The organism is Zoogloea sp. (assembly GCF_041904905.1).
GTDB lineage: Bacteria > Pseudomonadota > Gammaproteobacteria > Burkholderiales > Rhodocyclaceae > Zoogloea.
This window is the reverse complement of the sequence record NZ_JAYRMI010000050.1, coordinates 1-19,635: the sequence shown is the minus strand read 5'-3', so window position 1 is coordinate 19,635 and position 19,635 is coordinate 1. Positions and strand designations below refer to the sequence as shown.

22 protein-coding genes and 1 pseudogene are annotated in these 19,635 nt (G+C 67.2%); 14 read left to right on the top strand and 9 right to left on the bottom strand.

Annotation, left to right across the window (positions count from 1 at the left end; genetic code table 11):
• Positions 1-10 precede the first annotated feature (10 nt).
• The 4 genes from rhlP to ACE3N6_RS13590 are packed head-to-tail and all read left to right on the top strand — an operon-like array spanning position 11 to position 4,464.
• Positions 11-832, top strand: coding sequence for a rhombotarget lipoprotein (gene rhlP / locus ACE3N6_RS13605; RefSeq protein WP_374246315.1), 822 nt, complete (start codon positions 11-13; stop codon positions 830-832).
• A gap of 16 nt (positions 833-848) precedes the next feature.
• Positions 849-1,358 (top strand): rhombosortase, encoded by a 510-nt coding sequence (gene rrtA, locus ACE3N6_RS13600; RefSeq protein ID WP_374246314.1) that lies wholly within the window; start codon positions 849-851, stop codon positions 1,356-1,358.
• The gene (locus ACE3N6_RS13595; protein WP_374246313.1) at positions 1,355-2,587 is read left to right on the top strand and encodes an amidohydrolase family protein; all 1,233 of its coding nucleotides are present in this window, start codon (positions 1,355-1,357) and stop codon (positions 2,585-2,587) included. The genes rrtA and ACE3N6_RS13595 overlap by 4 nt, the downstream gene beginning before the upstream one ends.
• Positions 2,584-4,464 carry an MFS transporter gene (locus ACE3N6_RS13590; RefSeq protein WP_374246312.1) on the top strand — a complete coding sequence of 627 codons (1,881 nt, stop codon included), beginning with the start codon at positions 2,584-2,586 and terminating at the stop codon, positions 4,462-4,464. Before ACE3N6_RS13595 ends, ACE3N6_RS13590 begins: the two co-directional genes overlap by 4 nt.
• Positions 4,465-4,471: 7 nt before the next feature.
• Here the strand turns inward: ACE3N6_RS13590 and ACE3N6_RS13585 are convergent, their stop codons facing one another.
• From ACE3N6_RS13585 to earP, 7 genes are all read right to left on the bottom strand, one after another.
• Positions 4,472-5,068, bottom strand: coding sequence for a hypothetical protein (locus ACE3N6_RS13585; protein ID WP_374246311.1), 597 nt, complete (start codon positions 5,066-5,068; stop codon positions 4,472-4,474).
• A 7-nt stretch (positions 5,069-5,075) separates the two neighbouring features.
• Positions 5,076-6,041, bottom strand: coding sequence for a DUF3365 domain-containing protein (locus ACE3N6_RS13580; RefSeq protein WP_374246310.1), 966 nt, complete (start codon positions 6,039-6,041; stop codon positions 5,076-5,078).
• An 11-nt stretch (positions 6,042-6,052) separates the two neighbouring features.
• Entirely contained in the window at positions 6,053-6,745 is a 693-nt protein-coding gene (locus tag ACE3N6_RS13575; RefSeq protein ID WP_374246309.1) for a hypothetical protein, read from the bottom strand.
• 159 nt (positions 6,746-6,904) lie between these two features.
• On the bottom strand, positions 6,905-7,447 hold the full coding sequence (locus tag ACE3N6_RS13570) for a YaeQ family protein (protein ID WP_374246308.1): 543 nt from the start codon (positions 7,445-7,447) through the stop codon (positions 6,905-6,907).
• Positions 7,448-7,515: 68 nt separating this feature from the next.
• A complete protein-coding gene (locus ACE3N6_RS13565) occupies positions 7,516-7,914 on the bottom strand; it encodes a hypothetical protein (RefSeq protein ID WP_374246307.1) in 399 nt (132 codons plus the stop codon).
• Between the two features lie 172 nt (positions 7,915-8,086).
• Complete coding sequence (gene efp / locus ACE3N6_RS13560; protein WP_374246306.1) at positions 8,087-8,647, bottom strand: elongation factor P; 561 nt, start codon at positions 8,645-8,647, stop codon at positions 8,087-8,089.
• A 60-nt stretch (positions 8,648-8,707) separates the two neighbouring features.
• Complete coding sequence (gene earP, locus ACE3N6_RS13555; protein ID WP_374246305.1) at positions 8,708-9,850, bottom strand: elongation factor P maturation arginine rhamnosyltransferase EarP; 1,143 nt, start codon at positions 9,848-9,850, stop codon at positions 8,708-8,710.
• A gap of 297 nt (positions 9,851-10,147) precedes the next feature.
• Between earP and ACE3N6_RS13550 the strand changes: the two genes are divergently transcribed.
• From ACE3N6_RS13550 to ACE3N6_RS13540, 3 genes are all read left to right on the top strand, one after another.
• Positions 10,148-10,417 (top strand): hypothetical protein, encoded by a 270-nt coding sequence (locus tag ACE3N6_RS13550; protein WP_374246304.1) that lies wholly within the window; start codon positions 10,148-10,150, stop codon positions 10,415-10,417.
• A 382-nt stretch (positions 10,418-10,799) separates the two neighbouring features.
• Positions 10,800-11,273 carry an SRPBCC family protein gene (locus ACE3N6_RS13545; protein WP_374246303.1) on the top strand — a complete coding sequence of 158 codons (474 nt, stop codon included), beginning with the start codon at positions 10,800-10,802 and terminating at the stop codon, positions 11,271-11,273.
• Between the two features lie 48 nt (positions 11,274-11,321).
• Positions 11,322-12,455, top strand: coding sequence for an alanine--glyoxylate aminotransferase family protein (locus tag ACE3N6_RS13540; RefSeq protein ID WP_374246302.1), 1,134 nt, complete (start codon positions 11,322-11,324; stop codon positions 12,453-12,455).
• Positions 12,456-12,491: 36 nt separating this feature from the next.
• On the opposite strand, the gene ACE3N6_RS13535 is transcribed toward ACE3N6_RS13540, so the two are convergent.
• Positions 12,492-12,761, bottom strand: coding sequence for a hypothetical protein (locus ACE3N6_RS13535; RefSeq protein ID WP_374246301.1), 270 nt, complete (start codon positions 12,759-12,761; stop codon positions 12,492-12,494).
• A gap of 110 nt (positions 12,762-12,871) precedes the next feature.
• Positions 12,872-13,153, bottom strand: a complete 282-nt coding sequence (locus ACE3N6_RS13530; RefSeq protein WP_374246300.1) for a ComEA family DNA-binding protein — start codon at positions 13,151-13,153, stop codon at positions 12,872-12,874.
• 178 nt (positions 13,154-13,331) lie between these two features.
• On the opposite strand from ACE3N6_RS13530, the gene ACE3N6_RS13525 reads away from it, so the two are divergent.
• The 7 genes and pseudogenes from ACE3N6_RS13525 to ACE3N6_RS13495 all read left to right on the top strand — a co-directional run.
• Positions 13,332-13,532 (top strand): hypothetical protein, encoded by a 201-nt coding sequence (locus ACE3N6_RS13525; RefSeq protein WP_374246299.1) that lies wholly within the window; start codon positions 13,332-13,334, stop codon positions 13,530-13,532.
• An 88-nt stretch (positions 13,533-13,620) separates the two neighbouring features.
• Complete coding sequence (locus ACE3N6_RS13520) at positions 13,621-15,432, top strand: GspE/PulE family protein (protein WP_374246298.1); 1,812 nt, start codon at positions 13,621-13,623, stop codon at positions 15,430-15,432.
• A 77-nt stretch (positions 15,433-15,509) separates the two neighbouring features.
• Positions 15,510-16,457 carry an AEC family transporter gene (locus ACE3N6_RS13515; protein WP_374246297.1) on the top strand — a complete coding sequence of 316 codons (948 nt, stop codon included), beginning with the start codon at positions 15,510-15,512 and terminating at the stop codon, positions 16,455-16,457.
• 11 nt (positions 16,458-16,468) lie between these two features.
• Positions 16,469-17,371 (top strand): DMT family transporter, encoded by a 903-nt coding sequence (locus ACE3N6_RS13510; protein WP_374246296.1) that lies wholly within the window; start codon positions 16,469-16,471, stop codon positions 17,369-17,371.
• A gap of 180 nt (positions 17,372-17,551) precedes the next feature.
• Positions 17,552-18,433, top strand: a complete 882-nt coding sequence (locus tag ACE3N6_RS13505; RefSeq protein WP_374246295.1) for a putative selenate ABC transporter substrate-binding protein — start codon at positions 17,552-17,554, stop codon at positions 18,431-18,433.
• A 34-nt stretch (positions 18,434-18,467) separates the two neighbouring features.
• Entirely contained in the window at positions 18,468-19,274 is an 807-nt protein-coding gene (locus ACE3N6_RS13500; RefSeq protein WP_374246294.1) for a phosphonate ABC transporter ATP-binding protein, read from the top strand.
• Positions 19,271-19,635: pseudogene (locus ACE3N6_RS13495) on the top strand (ABC transporter permease); the annotation flags it as partial. The gene ACE3N6_RS13500 and the pseudogene ACE3N6_RS13495, both read left to right, overlap by 4 nt.

The following is a 19,635-nucleotide window of genomic DNA, read 5'->3' as shown; positions in this document are numbered from 1 at the left end:
CAGAGAACCCATGCGCCATCGCACCCTCACCGCCCTCGTCGCCGCAGCACTGATCTCCAGCGGCTGCGCCACCTGGTTCGACCCGCCCCGGCAGACCCATCGCGCGAGCGTCGTCGATTATCTGTATCCCAAGAACGAGCAGCCCGCCCTCAAGCCGAGCGTGCCCGAGCTGCACCTGCCGCTGCGCGTGGGCATCGCCTTCGTGCCCGGCAACCTCACGGGCGATCTGCCGGAAGTCGAACGCAACAACCTGCTCAACCGCGTCAAGAACGCCTTCTCCAACCGGCCCTACATCGACAACATCCAGGTGATCCCCACCACCTATCTGCGAAGCGGCGGTGGCTTCGGCAACCTGGAGCAGGCCGCCCGCATGTTCAACGTGGATGTGGTGGTCCTCCTGTCCTACGACCAGATGCAGTTCAGCGACAACAACCGCCTGTCGGTCTTCTACTGGACCATCGTTGGCGGTTATCTCGTCAATGGCAGCCAGTACGACGTGAGCACACTGGTGGATGCGTCGGTCTTCGACGTGGCGAGCCGCCAGCTGCTGTTCCGCGCCCCGGGCACCAGCCAGCTCAAGGGCAGTTCGCCGCTCGTCAAGTTTGGCGAAGCATCCCGCGAGGCCCGCACCGAAGGCTACCGCCAGGCGGTGGACTCGCTCATCCCGCAGCTCGACGCCCAACTGGAAGCCTTCCGGCAGCGGGTGAAGGAGCAGAACGCCGCCCGGATCATCCACACCTCACGCAGCTCCGGCGGCGACAGCGGGCTCGCCGGCCTGGGCCTGTTCGGCGCAACGGCCGCCGTCGCGATCTACCGACGCCGTGCCCGCTGACCATTGGCGCCTTGGGTTGCCAACCGGCCTGCTGCTGGTCGCCAGCCTGCTGCCCGGCGAGGCGATGGAGCTGAACCGCCAGGCGGTCGCCGAAGGCCAGCTCTGGCGGCTATGGACGGGCCAGTTCTGTCACTGGTCGGCGCTCCATCTGGCCGGCAATCTGGCGGCCGTAGCAGCGATCTGCCTGATCGCCGGCCGGCCGATCCGCCCGTGGCTGGCCGCGCTGCCGCTGGTGGCGCCGCTGCTTTCCCTGTTTCTTCTGGCCGCTGCACCGGAGCTGGAGCGCTACCGCGGGCTATCCGGGCTGGTCGCCATGCTGGTGGTCGGCGCGGCGGTCGAAGGCGGGCTCGTCGGTCGCCTGCTGGTGGCAGCCTATCTGGTCAAGCTGGGCTTCGACGCCGCCACCGCCAGCCCATCGGCCCTGCTGCCGGCGGACATCGCCGTCGCCTGGCCGGCCCACCTGGGCGGATTGCTGCTGGGGCTGGCCGCCGCCGGCTGGTTTCGACTGAGAAGCACCCCTCGATGAATCGACGTCATTTCCTGCTGACCGGCCTGGGCGCCGGGGCGCTCCTCGGCCTGGGGGGCACCGCCAGCGCCCGTCAGCGGGTGTGGAACCCCTGCCGGGCCGTGCTGCCACCGGCCATCGCCGACCACGATCTGGTGCACGCCGCGTGGGACGGCATCGACGCCGCGCGGGTGTGGGACGTCCACGCCCACCTGGCCGGCACCGGCGACAGCGGCGCCGGCATCCGGATGAACCCGCGGATGCTGAGCCCGCTCCACCCCACCGAGTACATCCAGCGCCTGTTCTACCTCAACGCCGGCTGCGCCCACGCGGCGCCGGGCCGGGTGGACCAGAGCTACGTGGAGCGCCTGCACAACTTGGCCGACGGCATGCGGCCCGGCTTCAAGCTGGTGCTGTTTGCCTTCGAGCAGACCCACGACGCCGCCGGCCGGCCCCGCCCCGATCTCACCGCGCTCCACGTGCCCGACCGCTACGCCCGCGACGTGGCCCACGCCCATCCGGCCTACTTCGAATGGGCCTGCTCGATCCACCCGCTGCGGGAAGACTGCGTGGAGGCGCTCGAGGCCGCCGTCCGCGACGGCGCCCGAGCGGTGAAATGGCTGCCACCCACAATGGGCATCGACCCAGCCTCGCCGGCCTGCGACCGCTTCTACGCCGCGCTAGCGCGGTTCGACCTGCCGCTCATCACCCACGCTGGCGAGGAGAAGGCGGTGGCCGGCGCCGGCCGCCCGGAATGGGGCAATCCGCTACGCCTGCGCCGCGCGCTGGACCACGGCGTGCGGGTGGTGGTGGCCCACTGCGCCAGCCTGGGCGAAGATCGGGACGAGGACAGCCGCAAGGGCGGCAAGGTGGCCAGCTTCGAACTCTTCGCCCGGCTGATGGCCGAACCGCACGCCGAAGGCCGGCTGTTCGGCGACATCTCGGCGATCGCCCTGCGCAACCGCCACACCGACGTGATCCGCCAGCTGGTGGCGCGGGAGGACTGGCACCCGCGCCTGCTGTTCGGCACCGACTACCCGCTGCCGGGCATCCTGCCGCTGGTGTCGCCGGCCCGGCTTGCGGCCGACAAGCTGCTGCCGGCCACCGCCGTGCCGGTGCTCGAAGCGATTCGCGAGCACAACCCGCTGCTGTTCGATTTCGTCCTCAAGCGCACGCTTCGCGCAGGGGCCCACCGTTTCGCCCCGGGCGTCTTCGAGACGCGGGCCTTCTTCGACCGGAAAACCCCATGAGTTCCCAGTTCCGCCTGCTCCGCGCCCAGCGCTTCCGCCCGTTCTTCCTGACCCAGTTTCTCGGGGCCTTCAACGACAACCTGTTCAAGAACGCGCTGGTGGTGCTGCTCACCTTCCAGGCCGCGAGCTGGACGACCATCGACCCGGCGCTGCTGGCCAACCTGGCGGCGGGGATCTTCATCCTGCCCTTCTTCCTGTTCTCGGCCAGCGCCGGCCAGCTGGCCGACAAGTACGACAAGGCGCGCCTCACCCGGCTGGTGAAGGTGCTGGAGATCGGCATCATGGCGGTGGCGCTGGCGGGTTTCCTGGCCCACAGCCTGGCGGTGCTGCTGGTCGCGCTGTTCCTGCTGGGCTGCCATTCCACCCTGTTCGGCCCGGTGAAGTACGCGCTGCTGCCCCAGCACCTGCACGAGGACGAGCTGGTGGGCGGCAATGCGCTGGTGGAGGCCGGCACCTTCGTCGCGATCCTGCTCGGCACCCTGGTCGGCGGGCTGCTCGCAGCCCAGCCTCAGGGCGACCTGTGGATCGCCGGCGGCGGGCTGGCAGTGGCGGCGGCAGGCTACCTCACCAGCCGCGGCGTGCCCCCGGCCCCGGCCCCGGAGCCCGGGCTGAAGGTCAATCCCAACCCGATCTCGGAAACCTGGCGCAACATTGGCTTTGCCCGCCAGAACCGGCCGGTGTTCCTGGCGATCATGGGCATCTCGTGGTTCTGGCTTTACGGCGCGCTGTTCCTGGCCCAGTTTCCGGCCTACGCCAAGGGGGTGCTGGGCGGTGGCGAGGGCACCGTCACGCTGCTGCTGGCCACCTTCACGGTGGGCATCGGGCTGGGTTCGCTGCTGTGCGAGAAGCTCTCGGGCGGGCATGTGGAGATCGGCCTGGTGCCCTTCGGCTCGATCGGGCTCACCCTGTTCGGGCTCGATCTGGGCTTCGCCTCGCCGTCGGTTCTGCCGGCTGGGGCACCGCTGGCCATCGGCGCGGTGCTCGGCGAGCCGGGCATCATCCGGGTGCTGCTGGCGCTCCTGATGCTGGGGGTGTTCGGCGGCTTCTTCATCGTGCCGCTCTACGCGATGATGCAGAGCCGCTCGGCGCCGGGCCAGCGGGCGCGAATCATCGCCGCCAACAACATCCTCAACGCCCTGTTCATGGTGGTGGGCGCACTGGCGGCCGGCGCGCTGCTGTCGGCGGGGCTGACGATTCCGATGCTGTTCGGCGTGGCGGCGCTGATGAACGCCGCGGTGGCGATCTACATCTACCGGCTGGTGCCGGAGTTCCTGCTGCGCTTCGTGGTGTGGCTGCTGGTGCACAGCGTGTATCGCCTGCGCACCGATGGCGTCGAGCATATCCCCGCCGAAGGCCCGGCGGTGCTGGTGTGCAACCACGTGAGCTTCGTGGATGCGCTGGTGATCGCGGCGGCCTGCCGGCGGCCGATCCGCTTCGTGATGGACCACCGGATCTTCCGCTGGCCGGTGCTCTCCTTCGTGTTCCGCCACAGCCGGGCGATCCCCATCGCGCCCGCCAGGGAAGACGCGGGGATGATGGAGGCAGCCTTCGCCGAGGTATCGAAGGCGCTGGCCGAGGGGGAACTGATCGGGCTGTTCCCGGAGGGGAAGATCACCGCCGACGGCGAACTGTGCCCGTTCCGCCCGGGCCTTGCGCGCATCCTCGAGGCCAACCCGGTGCCGGTGGTGCCGATGGCGCTGCGCGGGCTGTGGGGCAGCATGTTCTCCCGCAAGGACGGCCCGGCCCTGTCGCGCCCGCTGCGCCGGGGGCTGTTCAGCCGGATCGAGCTGGCGGTGGGCCAGCCCATGCCGCCGGAGACAGCCAGCCTGACCGAAGTGCAGCTGCGGGTTGCCACCCTGCGGGGCGACCGGCGCTAGCTGTCGCTCACGCCACCAGCACGGCCCGCAGCGGTTGCGCGGTACCGGTGAGCCGCGCGGCCAGACGGGGCCGCACGAGCACCACCGCAATCGTGACCGCGCAGACCAGGATCACGATGTACAGCGCCATGAAGCCGCTGTAGCCGAACGCGCTGGCCAGCGGCTTGGCCACCCCGATGAACGCTGCGTACACCCACGAGGCGGCGCTGACCGCCCCGAAAACGGCCGGCATGGTGGCGGCCCTCAGCCCGTCCGCGTGGGTGACGCGGAAGGTGGGGAAGGCCACGAAATGCAGAGCGAGGCTGTTGACGGTGAGCACCCCGACCACCGTGAGCTTGGCCAGCAGCTTGGGCTTGGCCATCAGGGCGTCGAGATCCATGCCCAGATCGAGGACGACGATTGCCACACCGGTTCCCCACAACACCCCCATTGCGATGGTGGCGAAGGCCGCCGCTCGCTGCAGCAGCGCCTCGTCGATGCGCTCCCGGGCAAAGATCGCGTAGTCGCCGATGGCGACGGCCGACGCGGCACCCGCCAGGGCGAGCAGGTGCAGGTAGATCATGAACATCCGGGATGTGGCGATGGGATCGATGGTGAGTTCCATGGTCGGATCAGCGCTTGGTCATCTTGCGGTAGAGATAGTCGATCGAGGTGTGCATGGCCTTGACCGCGGTGTTGAGTTCGTGGATCTCGTTGGCAGAGGCGTGCTCGCCCTCGACGAACTCCACCTTGTCGATGCGGGCACCCGGATCGGAGTTGGACGCCGCAAGGGCAAACTCCCGCACCCGGCGGATCGGCAGGATCACCTGCTGACGGATGAAGACCAGCAGCCCGGCCATACCCACAGCAATGGCGGCCAGCGCCAGCCAGACCTGACGGTCGAAGCGCTGGATAAAGGTGGACAGGTTGAATTCGAGCGGAATCGCCACGCTGATGACACCGGCCAGCTTGCCCTCCTCGTAGCCGTAGCCCTGGGGCCCCGGGTACAGCGCAGAGACCGCCGACGGCGCCTCGGCAGGCACCCCGTGGCAGCGCAGACAGCCCTTCTCAGCCACCAGACGGCGGGCGTAGAGCAGCTGACCGTCGCGCACTTCGCTGTACTCGCTCGCACCGGATTCGCGGATCGCGTCCATCGCCACCTTGTCGAACTCGGACGGCGCGTTGTTGGGGTTCATGAAACGGTCGGAAGTCATCCGGAACTTGGCCTTCGCCGGCGAAGCCATGGTGATGTCGGACAGCTCCCGCTGGACCAGCGCCGGGTTCTTGCGATGGAAGGCCGCCAGATTGGACATGGTCGAGTCGCCACCCGCGCCGCTCGAAGACGCCTCCCGCTCCAGGAAACTGCCCACCTGCAGTTTGGGATCTCGCGGGTCGTCCTTCACCCACACGCCCCGATAGCGGGTAGCCCACTGGCCGAAGTTATCCACCATGTCGGCCACCGTGCGGGCCTGGTTGCGGATCTCGCTCACGTAAACCGAAGAGCCGATCAGATAACCGGCAATCGACGCGACCGCGATCAGCAATAGCAGCAGCACGGTGAACTGATAGGAAAGGGAAAGTTTCTTGAAAGCGTTCATGGGAGCTTCGATCAGGCCAGCAATTCACGGAGAAAGTCGGACCGGGCCTTGCCGCTATTGACGTGAGCGGCAACGGCTTCGGAGAAGACACTGACGGGAACCCCGTCGGGATATCGGGAATAGAGATCGTCGAGAACGTCGTCGATCATCATGCTGGCCACCGGACCGGCGTATTTCTTCAGCAGGATGCGGGCGTTCTCGATGACGACATCGATTTCAGGAAGGGGCTGATCGATTCTCGCGACGGGCCTCGCGGCTTGTTCGGTCAGCGGAACGACGCCCATCGCGACTGACTTGAGCGCGTCGAGAACCGCAGTCGCAGTGCGGCTGATGAACCCGGTGGCACCGGACGCCGCCGCCACGCCATCGACGCTGGACAGCAGCGAATTGGTCATCAGGAACAAGGGGGTGGAGATGCCATTGCGGCGCATCTGCCGCCCAAGCCGGAAGCCGCTGCCTCCATTGGCGAGGGACGCCGCGTCGCAGAAGACCGCGCCGAAGCTCGCCGAGGTGCAGAGCATCAGGGCGTCCTCGACCGAATCGGTGATCTTGGCGACCTTTACGAGACCCGGCGGAACGATTCCGGCATCCGTGGTAACGAACAGGACAGCTGTCGACATGGGGAATTCCCGGTTCGCAAGCTCATGAACCGGCATGTCATGAAAATCACCGGCAAGGTGCATTTCGACTTCGTGGCGGTTCATAAAACATGATCTGACAAATGATTGTCAAATTATGCAAAAGAGTGCGAGGAATTCCCTTCTATAACCTTCGATATACGTGACGGATGTCACGAAGAACATTTCAATAGAAAAACCAAATTGGGCAAAGGTTCAAAACTATGATTTTGAAATATGTAGTGCTCAAATTGGGAATAGGCGCTGGGGAATGATCGAGATGGTTTCATTTCCGGAAGAAAACCATACTTCCCCATCCTGAATAGTGCAGCTTAATTCCATCGAGCGCCCGGCCTTTTCGGCAAGCGCGCGGGAACTTTCCACACTCAGGGAATAAATCCTGAGGTTCTGAAGCTTGCTTAGGGTGGCGCCTTCCTTTTGCCACCAGATATCGACCGTGCGTCCGCCATAGGCCAGGACGATCACTTCATCTGCCCGCCCGGCTGCGCGACGCAGCAGACGCTCGTCGGGCAGACCGACCTCGATCCACTTCAGGATCCGGCCGGTGTCGTCCTTCAGCCACAGGGCCGGCTCGTCGTCGGTGGAGATGCCTTTGCCGAACAACAGGCGCTCGTCCGCTTGGAGGGCGAAGGCGAGGACGCGCACCATCGCCCGCTCGTCGGTCTCGGAAGGGTGCCGGGCGATGGTGAGCACGTGCTCGGCGTAATAGCCCCGGTCGAGATCGGAGACGTTGAGGGTGGCGCGGTAGATGGTGGATTTGAGGGCCATGGCGGGAGTGAGCGGAGGAAAGAAAAAACCGGGCGCGAGGCCCGGTTTCGAATGCTGCGCGGAACGGCTTACTTGCCGACGGCAGTCTTGGCCTTGTCTGCGGCTTCCTTGGCGGCGTCGGCGGTGGCGGCGACCGCTTCCTTGCCAGCTTCCTTGGCAGCGCCAGCGGCGTCCTTGGCAGCAGCGACGGCATCCTTCGCGGCGTCCTTGCTGGCATCAACCGCTTCCTTGCCGGCTTCCTTGGCAGCGCCAGCTGCATCCTTGGCGGCTTCGGTGGCAGCACCGGCTGCGCCCTTGGCAGCCTCGGCGGCCTGCTTGGCGGCTTCTTCAGCTTTCTGGGCGGCTTCCTTGGCGGCGTCGGCGACAGCAGGGGCCGGCGCCGGGGCGGGGGCGGGTTCTTCCTTCTTGGAGCAGGCGGCAAGACCGATGGCGAAGAGGGCGGCGAGAAGAACGGAACGGGTATTCATCGGGTAAGTCTCCAACTGGATGTTGAGGGGTGCTCTGGTGAGCGGTGCCGGGACAAAGTGCCCGACTGTGGATGCACGCGCCATCGTAACGCACGAAGACACCGCTTGGATGACACGCCCGCCCAAGAAAAAGGCCCTTGCGGGCCTCTGGTCACCGGACGTGAGCAGGCGCTTACTTCACGCGGTTGCGGTATTCGTCGGTGCGGGTGTCGATTTCGATCTTGTCGCCGATTTCCACGAAGGCCGGAACAGACAGCTCGAAGCCGCTCGGCGCGATGCGGGCGGGCTTGAGGACCTTGCCGGAGGTGTCGCCCTTGACGGCGGGCTCGGTGTATTCGACTTCGCGCACAACGGTGGTGGGCAGCTCCACGGAGATCGCCTTGCCGTTGTAGAACACCACTTCGCAGGGCATGCCGTCGATCAGGTACTTGAGCGCGTCGGTCATGTTCTCGGCTTCGACTTCGTACTGCTCGTAGTCGGCGTCCATGAAGACGTACATCGGATCGGCAAAGTAGGAGTAGGTCACTTCCTTGCGATCGAGGACGACGATCTCGAACTTGTCGTCAGCCTTGTAAACCGACTCGGACGGCGCACCGGTGAGCAGGTTCTTGAGCTTCATCTTCACCACGGCGGCGTTACGGCCGGACTTGTTGTATTCGGCCTTCTGAACCACGAGGGCGTCGCTGCCCACCATGATCACGTTGCCGGAGCGTAGTTCCATTGCGGTTTTCATGCGGTTTCCTGCTTTAGCTGTTGGTCGCGGCACGTGCCACGTAGAAAAGGTAACTTATCATTATATCTCATCTTTACAGAACTGCACCAGGTTTCGGGCGAGGTCGCCGGCCTCCATCAGGCTGGCAGACCAGGCCTTGCCATGCCGGGCGAGCGCCGGCAGCGCCTCCCGGAACGCCGGCCAGGCCTGCGCGACGCCTTGCCCGCGGTTCCAGGCCTGCCAGAAGTCGGTGAGCTGCCGGGCAGCGAGCGGATCGAGCCCGACCCGGTATCGGGCGAGAAAGGCCTCCAGCTTTTCCAGGTGAGCCTCATCCTGCTGCGGGTAGATGTGCCACACGAACGGATGCTCGGCCCATTGGGCGCGGACGAAGGAGTCCTCTCCCCGCACGAAGTTGAGGTGGCAGGCCCACAGCAGCTCGTCGTAGCAGGGCTGGGCGACGAAGGGCAGCACCTGCACCCGGAGCGCGTCGCGCACAAGCCGGTCGCCGGAGCGCAGATCGCTCAACCCGAAGGCGCGTGCAACCCCCGGCAGCACCCGCCCCTCCGGCACCAGGCAGGTGACCGGCGCCGACCCCTGGCGCCAGAGATCGAGCAGCTCGCCCAGGGCCGGGTTCTCGTAGCAGAACAGGGACACCCGCAGCTCGTCGGGCGCGGGCGGCGGCAGATCGAGGGCACGCCAGAAGTCGGCAGCCACGAACCGGGCGCGACGATCGGCGTAATCGGCCTCGCGGAGCAGCCCCCCGGTCGTCCGGTCCAGACCGGGAAAGAAGAAATACTGGCGCAGGGGCAGACGCGGGTGGGGCGAGGGGAGCCGATGGCAGCCAGCCACCCAGTCCTCCGCGCTGAGGTACTCCAGGTTGATCCACACCGGCCTCGGCGTACATCGGGCCATGGCCTCGAGGAACTGCACCGGCAGGTCGCACGCAAACGCGGCGATCACCACGTCGCCAGGCTGCACGTCGGGCAAGGGCGTTGTCCAGTGGCGGATCTCCACCTGGTCGACCCGCTGCACCTCGGTGCCAGGCCGGGCCGTCGGCAACAAACGGCAGGCGCTGTCGAAATCGTCGATCCACAAGCGCACGGCAACACCGTGTTCGACCGCCAGCTGACGCGCCAGCCGCCAGCACACGCCGATGTCGCCAAAGTTATCCACAACGGCGCAGAAAATGTCCCAGCGCGGCGTGGAGGAGGGCAAGGAGTTCAAAACTGGGGACAAACCTGGGAAAGAGGATCGGACAGATTGTGCACAAAGCGGGTCGGCAGCGGGTGGCGGAATTTCCTCAACAATCGGCACACACGCCGACGGCCCCTTTTCCGACAGACTTATGAACTGCCCAAGTGGCTGAATGCGTTAGACTAAAGGGGGTTGTCCACAGAAAACCGGAAAACGTTAACGTAAACAGTGTTTACATATAGATAAAAACTAACAACACCCAGGTGCGGAGACCACGGGGGCCAGTGAAGGACTGGCCTGAATCAGAAACAACGCGAGGTAACCGCCATGCTGTCGATCATCGATCTCAGGGATTTCATCGATCTGGACAACGAGACCGTCCGGATCGTCAACGAAAGCACTCAACTGTCCGACGCCCAGGCCACCGCCCTAGCCCGGGAACTGCTTAGCACCGAACGGGGTATTCATGCCCTCCACGAGATGTTCCGCGAACAGATCGCCGAGGCTGCCAGCAGCCACGAGCTGTTCCGGGAGCGCGAACTACGCAAGGCCTACGCCTACTTCGCGCGCAAGTACCCGATGCCCCGGATGCTGTGAGCCCCCCTGGCTGTGCACAAGTTGGGGGAAGAGAACGGGTACAGACTGTGGGCAAGCGGTGATAGAGGCCGAACCCCAAAATCGGTCCCCAATCCATCCAGTCGCTTCCAGGCCCTCTTTCCAGAGCTTTTTTCAGTGAACAAGCCACTGAGCTGGAAGGGGTTTACGGGCTTATCCACAGAAACAGGCTGAGCATAGTTAACTTTATCTTTTATATAAAAAGAAAAGATATAAACCCCTGGTCGAACGCCGCCGGGCACGGCTAGCAGCCCATTTTGGGCAAACGGTAGATTTTGTCTTGAGGCGTTAAATTCAGCGTGCAACCCGCTGACGCCACCTCCCCGGAACCGATACACTGCGCAGCTGACTTCCGGAGCGAGCCTTGCGTTTCGAACACCTCATCGAGATCAACGATCCCCTCAACCCGCTCATCGAACCCCTCAGCCGCGAACAGGTGTGGGACGGCCTGATGTATCGGGTGGATGAACCCACCGTGTTCCTGCCGGGGCTGGAGCGCTGCGTGATCCTGTCCCGGGTTGCCGACCGGGTCGAGCGGGAGTTGTACTTCGGGCAGGTCTGCATCCGCGACACCGTCACCTTCGCACCGCTCGACTGGGTACGTTTCGAGTCTGCAGCCAATGCCCAGCACGCCGGTGGCCGGCTCACGATCCGGCTGGAGCAGCGCGACGCCCTGTGGCTGGGGCTGCGCTTCACCTATGAAACCACCCTGTCCGACGGCGCTTCGCCCGGTGAGACGATCCAGGTATCGGAGTTCGTCAAAGCGGCCTACCGGGAATCCGACGTGGACACCGTGCGCATCATCCGCTTGATCGCCGCCAACGGACGCCCCCAGTAGGCGCTGGCGGTGCGACCCCGCCGCATCACAAGAACGTCAGGAGGAACCATGAACATCGAACGACCCGCGATCCCGTCCTTCCAGCCGCCGGTGCGGACCCTGATGGGCCCCGGCCCATCCGACGTGCCCCCCCGGGTGCTGTCGGCCCTGGCCCGCCCCACGGTCGGTCACCTGGATCCGCGCTTCGTCGGGATGATGGACGAGCTCAAGACCCTGCTGCGCTACGTCTTCCAGACCCGCAACGAGCTGACTTTCCCGGTCTCCGGGCCGGGCTCGCTGGGGATGGAGACCTGTTTCGTCAATCTGGTGAGCCCGGGCGACAAGGTGATCGTCTGCGTGAACGGCGTGTTCGGTGGGCGGATGGTGGAAAACGTGCACCGCCTCGGGGCTACTCCGGTGATCGTCGAGGATGCCTGGGGGACGCCGGTGGACCCGGCCAAGGTTGAGGATGCCTTCAAGGCCAACCCGGATGCCCGGCTGTTCGCCTTCGTGCATGCCGAGACGTCCACCGGGGCCCTGTCGGACGCCGCAACCCTGGCCGCCATCGCGCGCCGCTACGACGCGCTGACGATCATGGATTGCGTGACCTCGCTGGGCGGCGTGCCGGTGCTGCTGGACGAGTGGGGGATTGACGCGGCCTATTCGGGCAGCCAGAAGTGCCTGTCGTGCACGCCGGGTCTGTCGCCGGTGAGTTTCTCGGAAGCCGCGGTGGCCCGCATCCGCGCCCGCACCGCACCCTGCCCGAGCTGGTTCCAGGATCTGGGCCTGGTGCTCGGTTACTGGAGCGGCGCCAAGCGCACCTATCACCACACCGCGCCGGTCAATCCGCTGTACGGTCTGCACGAGGCGCTGGTGATCCTCGCCGAGGAGGGCCTCGAAGCGGCCTGGCAGCGCCATCGGGACAACCACCTGCGTCTGGCGGCCGGCCTGCACAAGCTGGGGCTGGATTTCGTCGTGTGCGAGGACGCGCGTCTGCCGCAGCTCAACACCGTGTGGGTGCCGCAGGGGGTGGATGAGGCTGCCGGACGCACCCGGCTGCTGAACGAGTTCGGACTGGAGATCGGCGCGGGGTTGGGGGCGCTCGCTGGCAAGGTGTGGCGGATCGGCCTGATGGGCCATTCGAGCCGCCCGGCCAACATCGCCCTGTGCCTGGCGGCGCTGGAGACGGTGATCGGCGGCTGACCCCAGCCTCCGGATGTGTGATCGAGGCAGCTGGCCCTAGCGGGTGGCTGCCTCGATGTCTTTCTGGCGTTGCCCGGCCTGCTGCTGGGCCGCGTCGAGCTGGCTGGCGATTCCGGCCTGGGCGGCGCGGGCCTGTTCGGCCTCCTGGGCCTTGAGTTTTGCGGCCGCGGTGGCGCTGCTGCCCGCATCGCCCAGCCCGCAGGCGCACAGCAGCAGGCTCGCGATCAGGCCGGCAAGGCGAGAAGCCGCAGGCTTGCCCGGCAATGCGGGCCTGGATGGAGCGCCGGGGTGAAGTCCGGTTGGCATGCCTGTCTCCGAAAGGATCGACCGGTAGCCATTGTGCTACGACTGCGCCGCGACGGCGCGGATGGCGGTGGCGCCGGGTTGTGCGGCAGGCGCCATCCGGGCGCGGGGGCTTACTTTCTGGTGCCCTCGCCGCCGACGCTCAGTTCGCCCTTCAGCTTGGCGATGCTCTTGTCGCCGAAACCCTTCACGTTCTTCAGGTCGTCGAGGCTCTTGAAGGGGCCGTTCTTGCTGCGGTAATCGACGATGGCCTGAGCCTTGGCGGGGCCGATGCCCTTCACGCCGTCGAGTTCGCCGGGGGTGGCGGTGTTGATGTTGATGGCGGCGTAGGCAAAGCCGATGCTGGCAAGGCTGAGGCCGATGGTGCATGCAAGGCGGGACAGGATGCGCTTCATGATGTTCTCCGGTTGAATGACGTGTGTATTTTACTGTGTTTAATAACACTTGATGCAAGAAATATTTTTTGGGGGCGGGTCTGCGCCGTCCTGTGCCCGGCAACATTTCGAGACGCTTCTCCCCCAACCGTTTTCCCGCTCGCGCGTTGAAGGGAGCACAGCCCTGCCGGAGTGCCCCATGAAACGCCTGATTGCCGCTGTTCTCCTTGCTTCGTCCCTTGGCGGTTGCATCGTCACGCCGCCGGCCCCGGGTTATTACGGCCACCGTCACCCCCGCTACGTGGAGCCGCCGGTCGTGGTGGTGCCGCCCTACCGCGCTTACGGTCCGCGCCCGGGGTGGGATCGCGATCGGGGTGGCGATTACGGCCGGCGCTGGTAGATCGCCGGGGTAAAGCTGCGCAAATTTCCGCCGGCGGTCGGGCGATTGCGGCTATCGTTCGCCTTGAATCCCCGTTTGCCCCCTGCCGATGTCTGCCGCCTCCGCCCACGCCGCCCGAGAACACCGCCTGACGCTTGTCGAAGTGCTCGACATGCTGCTGGCCGACGGCCTGGTGGAGCGGGCCGACGCCGAGGCGCTGCTGGCGTCCCAGGCCCGCAAGCCCGAGGATCTTCACCCGCTGCTGCTGGTGGGCCGCCAGAAGTGGCCTTCTCGCCAACCGCCCCACCGCCCGCTGGGGGCGGAAGAGCTGACCGAGTGGCTGGCCGGGCGCGTCAAGCTCGACTACTACCGGATCGACCCCCTCAAGATCGACTTCGCCGCGGTGACGTCGGTGATGTCGTCGGCCTACGCGACCCGTTTTGGGGTGCTGCCGGTGCAGGTGGGGCTGCGGGAGGTGGTGGTGGCGACGACCCAGCCCTTCCTGCGGGAGTGGGAGCGGGAGCTTGCCGGCATCCTGAAGAAGGAGATCCGCCGGGTGGTGGCCAACCCGGCCGACGTGGCGCGGTATCTCGTCGAGTTCTACAACCTGGCCCGTTCGGTGAAGAACGCGGTGCAGAGCAGCGGCGGCCATGGCGGTGGCGGCACGCTGTCGAGCTTCGAGCAGCTGGTGGAGATCGGCCAGGCGAGCAACCGCCAGTACGACGCCAACGACCGCCACATCGTGAACATCGTCGACTGGCTGTGGCAGTACGCCTTCGAGCAGCGCGCCAGCGACATCCACATCGAGCCCCGGCGCGACATGGGCGTGGTGCGCTTCCGCATCGACGGGGTGCTCCATCAGGTCTATCAGATGCCGATGCCGGTGCTGGTGGCGATGACCAGCCGGATCAAGATCCTTGGCCGGATGGACGTGGTGGAGAAACGCCGGCCCCAGGACGGCCGGGTGAAGACCCGGGTGGCCAGCGGCAAGGAGGTCGAGCTGCGCCTCGCCACGCTGCCCACCGCGTTTGGCGAGAAGCTGGTGATGCGCATCTTCGACCCCGAGGTGCTGGTGCGCAACATGGTCGAGCTGGGTTTTTCGGAGCAGGACGAGGCGCGCTGGAGGTCGATTTCCGGCCGGCCCAACGGGATCGTCCTGGTCACCGGCCCGACGGGCTCGGGCAAGACCACCACGCTCTACTCCACCCTCAAGCAGCTCGCCACGACCGAGGTGAACGTCTGCACCATCGAAGACCCGATCGAGATGGTGGAGCCGGCCTTCAACCAGATGCAGGTGCATCAGTCCATCGACCTGGGCTTTGCCGAGGGCGTGCGGGCGCTCATGCGGCAGGACCCGGACATCGTCATGGTGGGCGAGATCCGCGATCTGGAGACCGCCGAGATGGCGATCCAGGCGGCGCTCACCGGGCATCTGGTGCTGTCCACGCTGCACACCAACGACGCCCCGTCGGCGATCACCCGGATGCTCGACCTGGGCGCGCCGGCCTACCTGCTCAACGCCACCCTGCTGGGCATCATGGCCCAGCGGCTGGTGAGGGTGCTGTGCCCCCACTGCAAGGCTGCCCACCCGCCGACGCCCGAGGAGGAGGCGATCTGGGATCACCTGGTGGCGCCCTGGAAGGTCGCCCGGCCGCCGCGCATCCACCGGGCGGTGGGCTGCATGGAGTGCCGGATGACCGGCTTCATGGGGCGCATCGGGCTGTACGAGATCCTCCTCATGTCGCCGGAGATCCGTCGGGCGGTGTCGTCCGAGGTGGATCTGGCGCGGGTGCGGGAGCTGGCCATCCGCGAGGGCATGCGCCCGCTGCGTCTGTCCGGCGCGGCCAAGGTGGCGGCGGGCATCACCACGCTGGAGGAAGTGGTCAAGGTGGCCCCGCCGGCCGACGACGAGGGGCACTGACCCCGGGCAAACCGCAACTGCCGCGGCGCAGCAATTTCGGTTAGGCTCGACGGTTTCGATCTGCGCCCGCCCCTCCGATGTCCGGCTTTCTCCACCAGCTCAACCTGGCCGCGCCCTTCTTCGCGTTGGTCTTCATCGGCTACGGGCTGATGCGTTTCTCCGGCTGGCCGAAGGCGATGTCCGAGAATCTCTCGCGCTTCGTGTTCTCGGTGGCGATGCCGGCGATGCTGTTCCACATGATGAGCGACCTGTCGCGCCTGCCGCCGGTGGATGTGCGCCTCTTGATCGCCTTCTTCGGGAGCTGCGTGATCGTCTTCGCGATCGGGCGCATCGTCAGCTGGAAGCTCTTTGGCCTCGATGGCCAGGCCCAGTCGATCTTCGCGATGGGCGGGGTGTTCTCGAACAACGTGTTCCTCGGGATTCCCCTCGCCAAGGTGGCGCTGGGGGATGCGGCGATGCCGTCGGTGGCGCTGGTGCTGGTGTTCAACTCGCTGATCCTATGGACGCTGGTGACGATCAACATCGAGTGGGCGCGCCACGGCAGCTTCTCGGTGAAGGGCTTCGCCAAGACCCTGCGCGGCGTGCTCACCAACCCCATCGTGGCGAGCATCCTGTCGGGCAGCCTGTTCGGGGTGTCGGGGCTAGCGGTGCCGGATCTCATCGACCGGCCGCTGGCGATGGTCGGCCAGGCCGCCGCGCCGATGGCGATGATCGTGCTGGGCATGGGGCTGGCCGAATACGGCGTGCGCGAGGGCTGGCGGATCAGCGTCGGGATCAGCGCGATGAAGCTGGTGGTGCAGCCGGCCATCGTCTGGCTGCTGGCCCGGGCGCTCGGCCTGCCAACCATGGAAACCCAGGTGGTGGTGATGCTGGCGTCGCTGGCGGTGGGCGCCAACGTGTATCTGATGGCCCGACAGTTCAAGCTGATCGAAGGCCCGGTGGCGGGCAGCCTGATCCTCTCCACCGCGCTGTCGTCCGTCACCACCCCCCTGACCCTGGCGCTGATGGGCGCGACGCCGCCGTGAGCGCGCCGTCGATGCCGCCGTCCGTCCTGAGCCGTTTCCTGCCGGCCATCGCGCTGATCGTGCTGTCCTGCACCTGGGGCTACACCTGGGTGCTGGTCAAGCAGGGGCTGGCCTACGCCTCGCCTTTCGCGCTGGCGGCCCAGCGCTGCGTGGGCGGCACCCTGGCGCTGATCCTCGCGGTGCGCCTGTCGGGCAAGTCGATGCAGCTGGTGGCGCCGGGGGCGACGGTGCTGATCGGGCTGGTGCAGGTGGCCGGCTTCACCCTGCTGCAAACCTCCGCGCTGGTGGAGGGCGGCCCGGGCAAGACGGCGGTGCTGATCTTCACCATGCCGATCTGGACCCTGCTGCTGGGCTGGCCGCTGCTGGGCGAGCGGGTGCGCGGCAAGCAGTGGCTGGCGGCGGTGAGCACCCTGGGCGGGCTGCTGCTCATCATCGACCCCTGGAACCTGCACACCAGCCTGCTCAGCAAGGCGCTGGGGCTGGGCGCGGCCCTGTGCTGGGCGGTGGGCACCATCCTCATCAAGCGGCTGCGCCAGGCCCGGCCGGTGGATCTGCTGGTGCTCACCATGTGGCAGATGATCTTCGGCTCGATCCCGCTGGCGATCATCGCCCTGGTGCTGCCCGGCGAGCCAACCCGCTGGACGATGGACTACGTGCTGATCCTCGCCTTCCTGTCGGTGGCCAGCGTGGCCCTGTGCTGGTGGCTGTGGGTGTGGATCCTCGACCGGGTGCCGGCGTGGGAGGCCAGCCTGTCGGTGCTGGGCACGCCGGTGGTGGCCATTCTGTCGTCGCGGCTCACCCTGGGCGAGGCCTTCAAGGCCAGCGAGGTGGCCGGCATCGCGCTGATCGGCGGCGGGCTGGCGCTGCTGTCCCTGTTTGGCTGGCTGGCCAGCCGGCAGGCGGCCCGCAACTGACAACTGCCTGTTCACTCCGGCGGTCTCCGTCGCTATAGTCCGCCCCGCGGTCTGTGCACCGCATTCGAGACGATGAGCGGGGTGGCCCTGGGCCAGCCCCGGAAAACCTAAGCCGGGGCCGTTCTCCCCCGTCCCGGCGGCTGGTGTCGCGGCGACGCGCACCCCCTTGAGGAGCTGTCGATGACTTCCGTGCCCTTTGCCCGGCGCGCGCTGCTGCGCGCCCTTGCCGTTTCCGCCCTGGCCGCCGCTGCCGGCCTGCCGTTGGCCGCCCAGGCCGAGGACGTGCTGCGCGTCTCCGCGATCCCCGACGAGGCGCCCACCGAGCTGCAGCGCAAGTTCGCCCCGCTGGGCGCCTACCTCGAGCAGGAGACCGGGATGAAGGTGGTCTTCGTGCCGGTGACCGACTACGCCGCGGTGGTCGAGGCCCTCGCCACCCGCAAGATCGACATGGCTTGGCTGGGTGGCTTCACCTTCGTCCAGGCCAAGATCCGCACCGGTGGCACCGCCGTGCCGCTGGTGCAGCGGGCCGAGGATGCCAAGTTCACCTCGCGCTTCATCACCGCCAGCGACAGCATCAAGAGCTTTGCCGACCTGAAAGGCAAGACCTTCGCCTTCGGCGCGCCCTCGTCCACCTCCGGCCACCTGATGCCGCGCTACTTCCTGGGTCAGGAAGGCATCAACCCGGACAAGGATTTCAAGACGGTGGCCTTCTCCGGCGCCCACGACGCCACCGTCGCCTTCGTGCAGGGCGGCAAGGTGGATGCCGGCGTGCTCAACACTTCGGTGTGGGACAAGCTGGTCGAGCAGAAGAAGGTGGATACCGCCAAGGTGCACGTCTTTGCCACCACCCCGGCCTACTTCGACTACAACTGGACGGTGCGCGGCGACCTCGACCCGAAGCTCCAGGACAAGCTCCGTCAGGCCTTCCTCAAGCTCGACCCGGCCAACCCGGCCCACAAGGAGCTGATGGCCCTGCAGCGTGCCAGCAAGTTCATCCCCACCAAGGCCGAGAACTACAAGGGCATCGAGACCGCGGCCCACGCCGCCGGCCTGCTCAAGTAAGCGCCCTGCGCCGCAGGCCGCCAACGGAACCGCCATGGGTTTCTCCCTCGACGGCGTGGGCCTGGTCCACGCCAACGGCTATCGCGCCCTCGCCGACATCCGCCTGAACATCGCCGCTGGCGAACGGGTGGCGCTGATCGGCGCGTCCGGTGCCGGCAAGACCACCCTGCTGCGGGTGCTGGGGGCCTCGCTGCGCCCCACCGAAGGCCGCCTGCGCCTGCTCGATGCCGAGCCCTGGGCGGTGTCGCCGGCCCGGCTCCGCCGCCTTCGCGCGCGCATCGGGCTGGTGCACCAGGCGCCGCCGATCCCGCCCCGCCAGCGGGTTGTCACCGCCGTGCTGGCGGGCCGGCTGGGTCAGTGGCCGCTGTGGAAATCCCTCGCCTCGCTGGTGTTGCCGGTGGATGCCGAGGGTGCCTGCCGCGAGCTGGCCCGCCTCGACCTGGCCGACAAGCTCTTCGAGCGCTGCGACCGCCTCTCCGGCGGCCAGCTCCAGCGGGTGGCCCTGGCCCGGGTGCTGTACCAGCGGCCGGATCTGCTGCTGGCCGACGAGCCGGTGTCGGCGATGGATCCGGCGCTGTCCGAACTCACCGTGGCCCTGCTCAACGAGGAAGCCACCCGCCGCGGCGTGACCCTGGTGGCGAGCCTCCACGCGGTGGACCTGGCCCTGCGGCACTTTCCGCGGGTGGTGGGGGTGAAGGACGGCGGCGTGCTGTTCGACCTGCCCGCCGCCGCCGTCACCGAGGCCCAGCTGCGCGAGCTGTACGCCGCCGAGGGCGGGCTGCCGCTTGCTGGCGCGCCCGTGGCGCCCGCGCTGGGCATATCGCCGCTGCGCTGTTCATGAGCCGCACCCCCGGCCGCGATCCCGCCGCCCTGCCGCGGCTGGGCTGGACGCTGGTGGCGCTGGTGCTGCTGTGGCCGCTCCTGCGGCTCGCCGACTTCCGTCCGGCGGCGCTGTTCGACGACGGCAACCTCAATGCGATGGGGCATTTCGTCGGCGGTTTCCTGCCCCCCGAGACCTCGCCGGATTTCCTCGCCCTGCTTGGCAAGGCCACCCTCGAAACCCTGGCGATGGCCACCGCCGGCGTGGCCGTGGCCTTCGTGCTGGCGGTGCCCCTGGGCCTGGCGATGACCCGCTGCCTGTCCGTGTCGCGCCTCGGGCCGGGGCGCGGCGGGTGGGTCGGTCAGCTGCTGCGGGGGCTGGT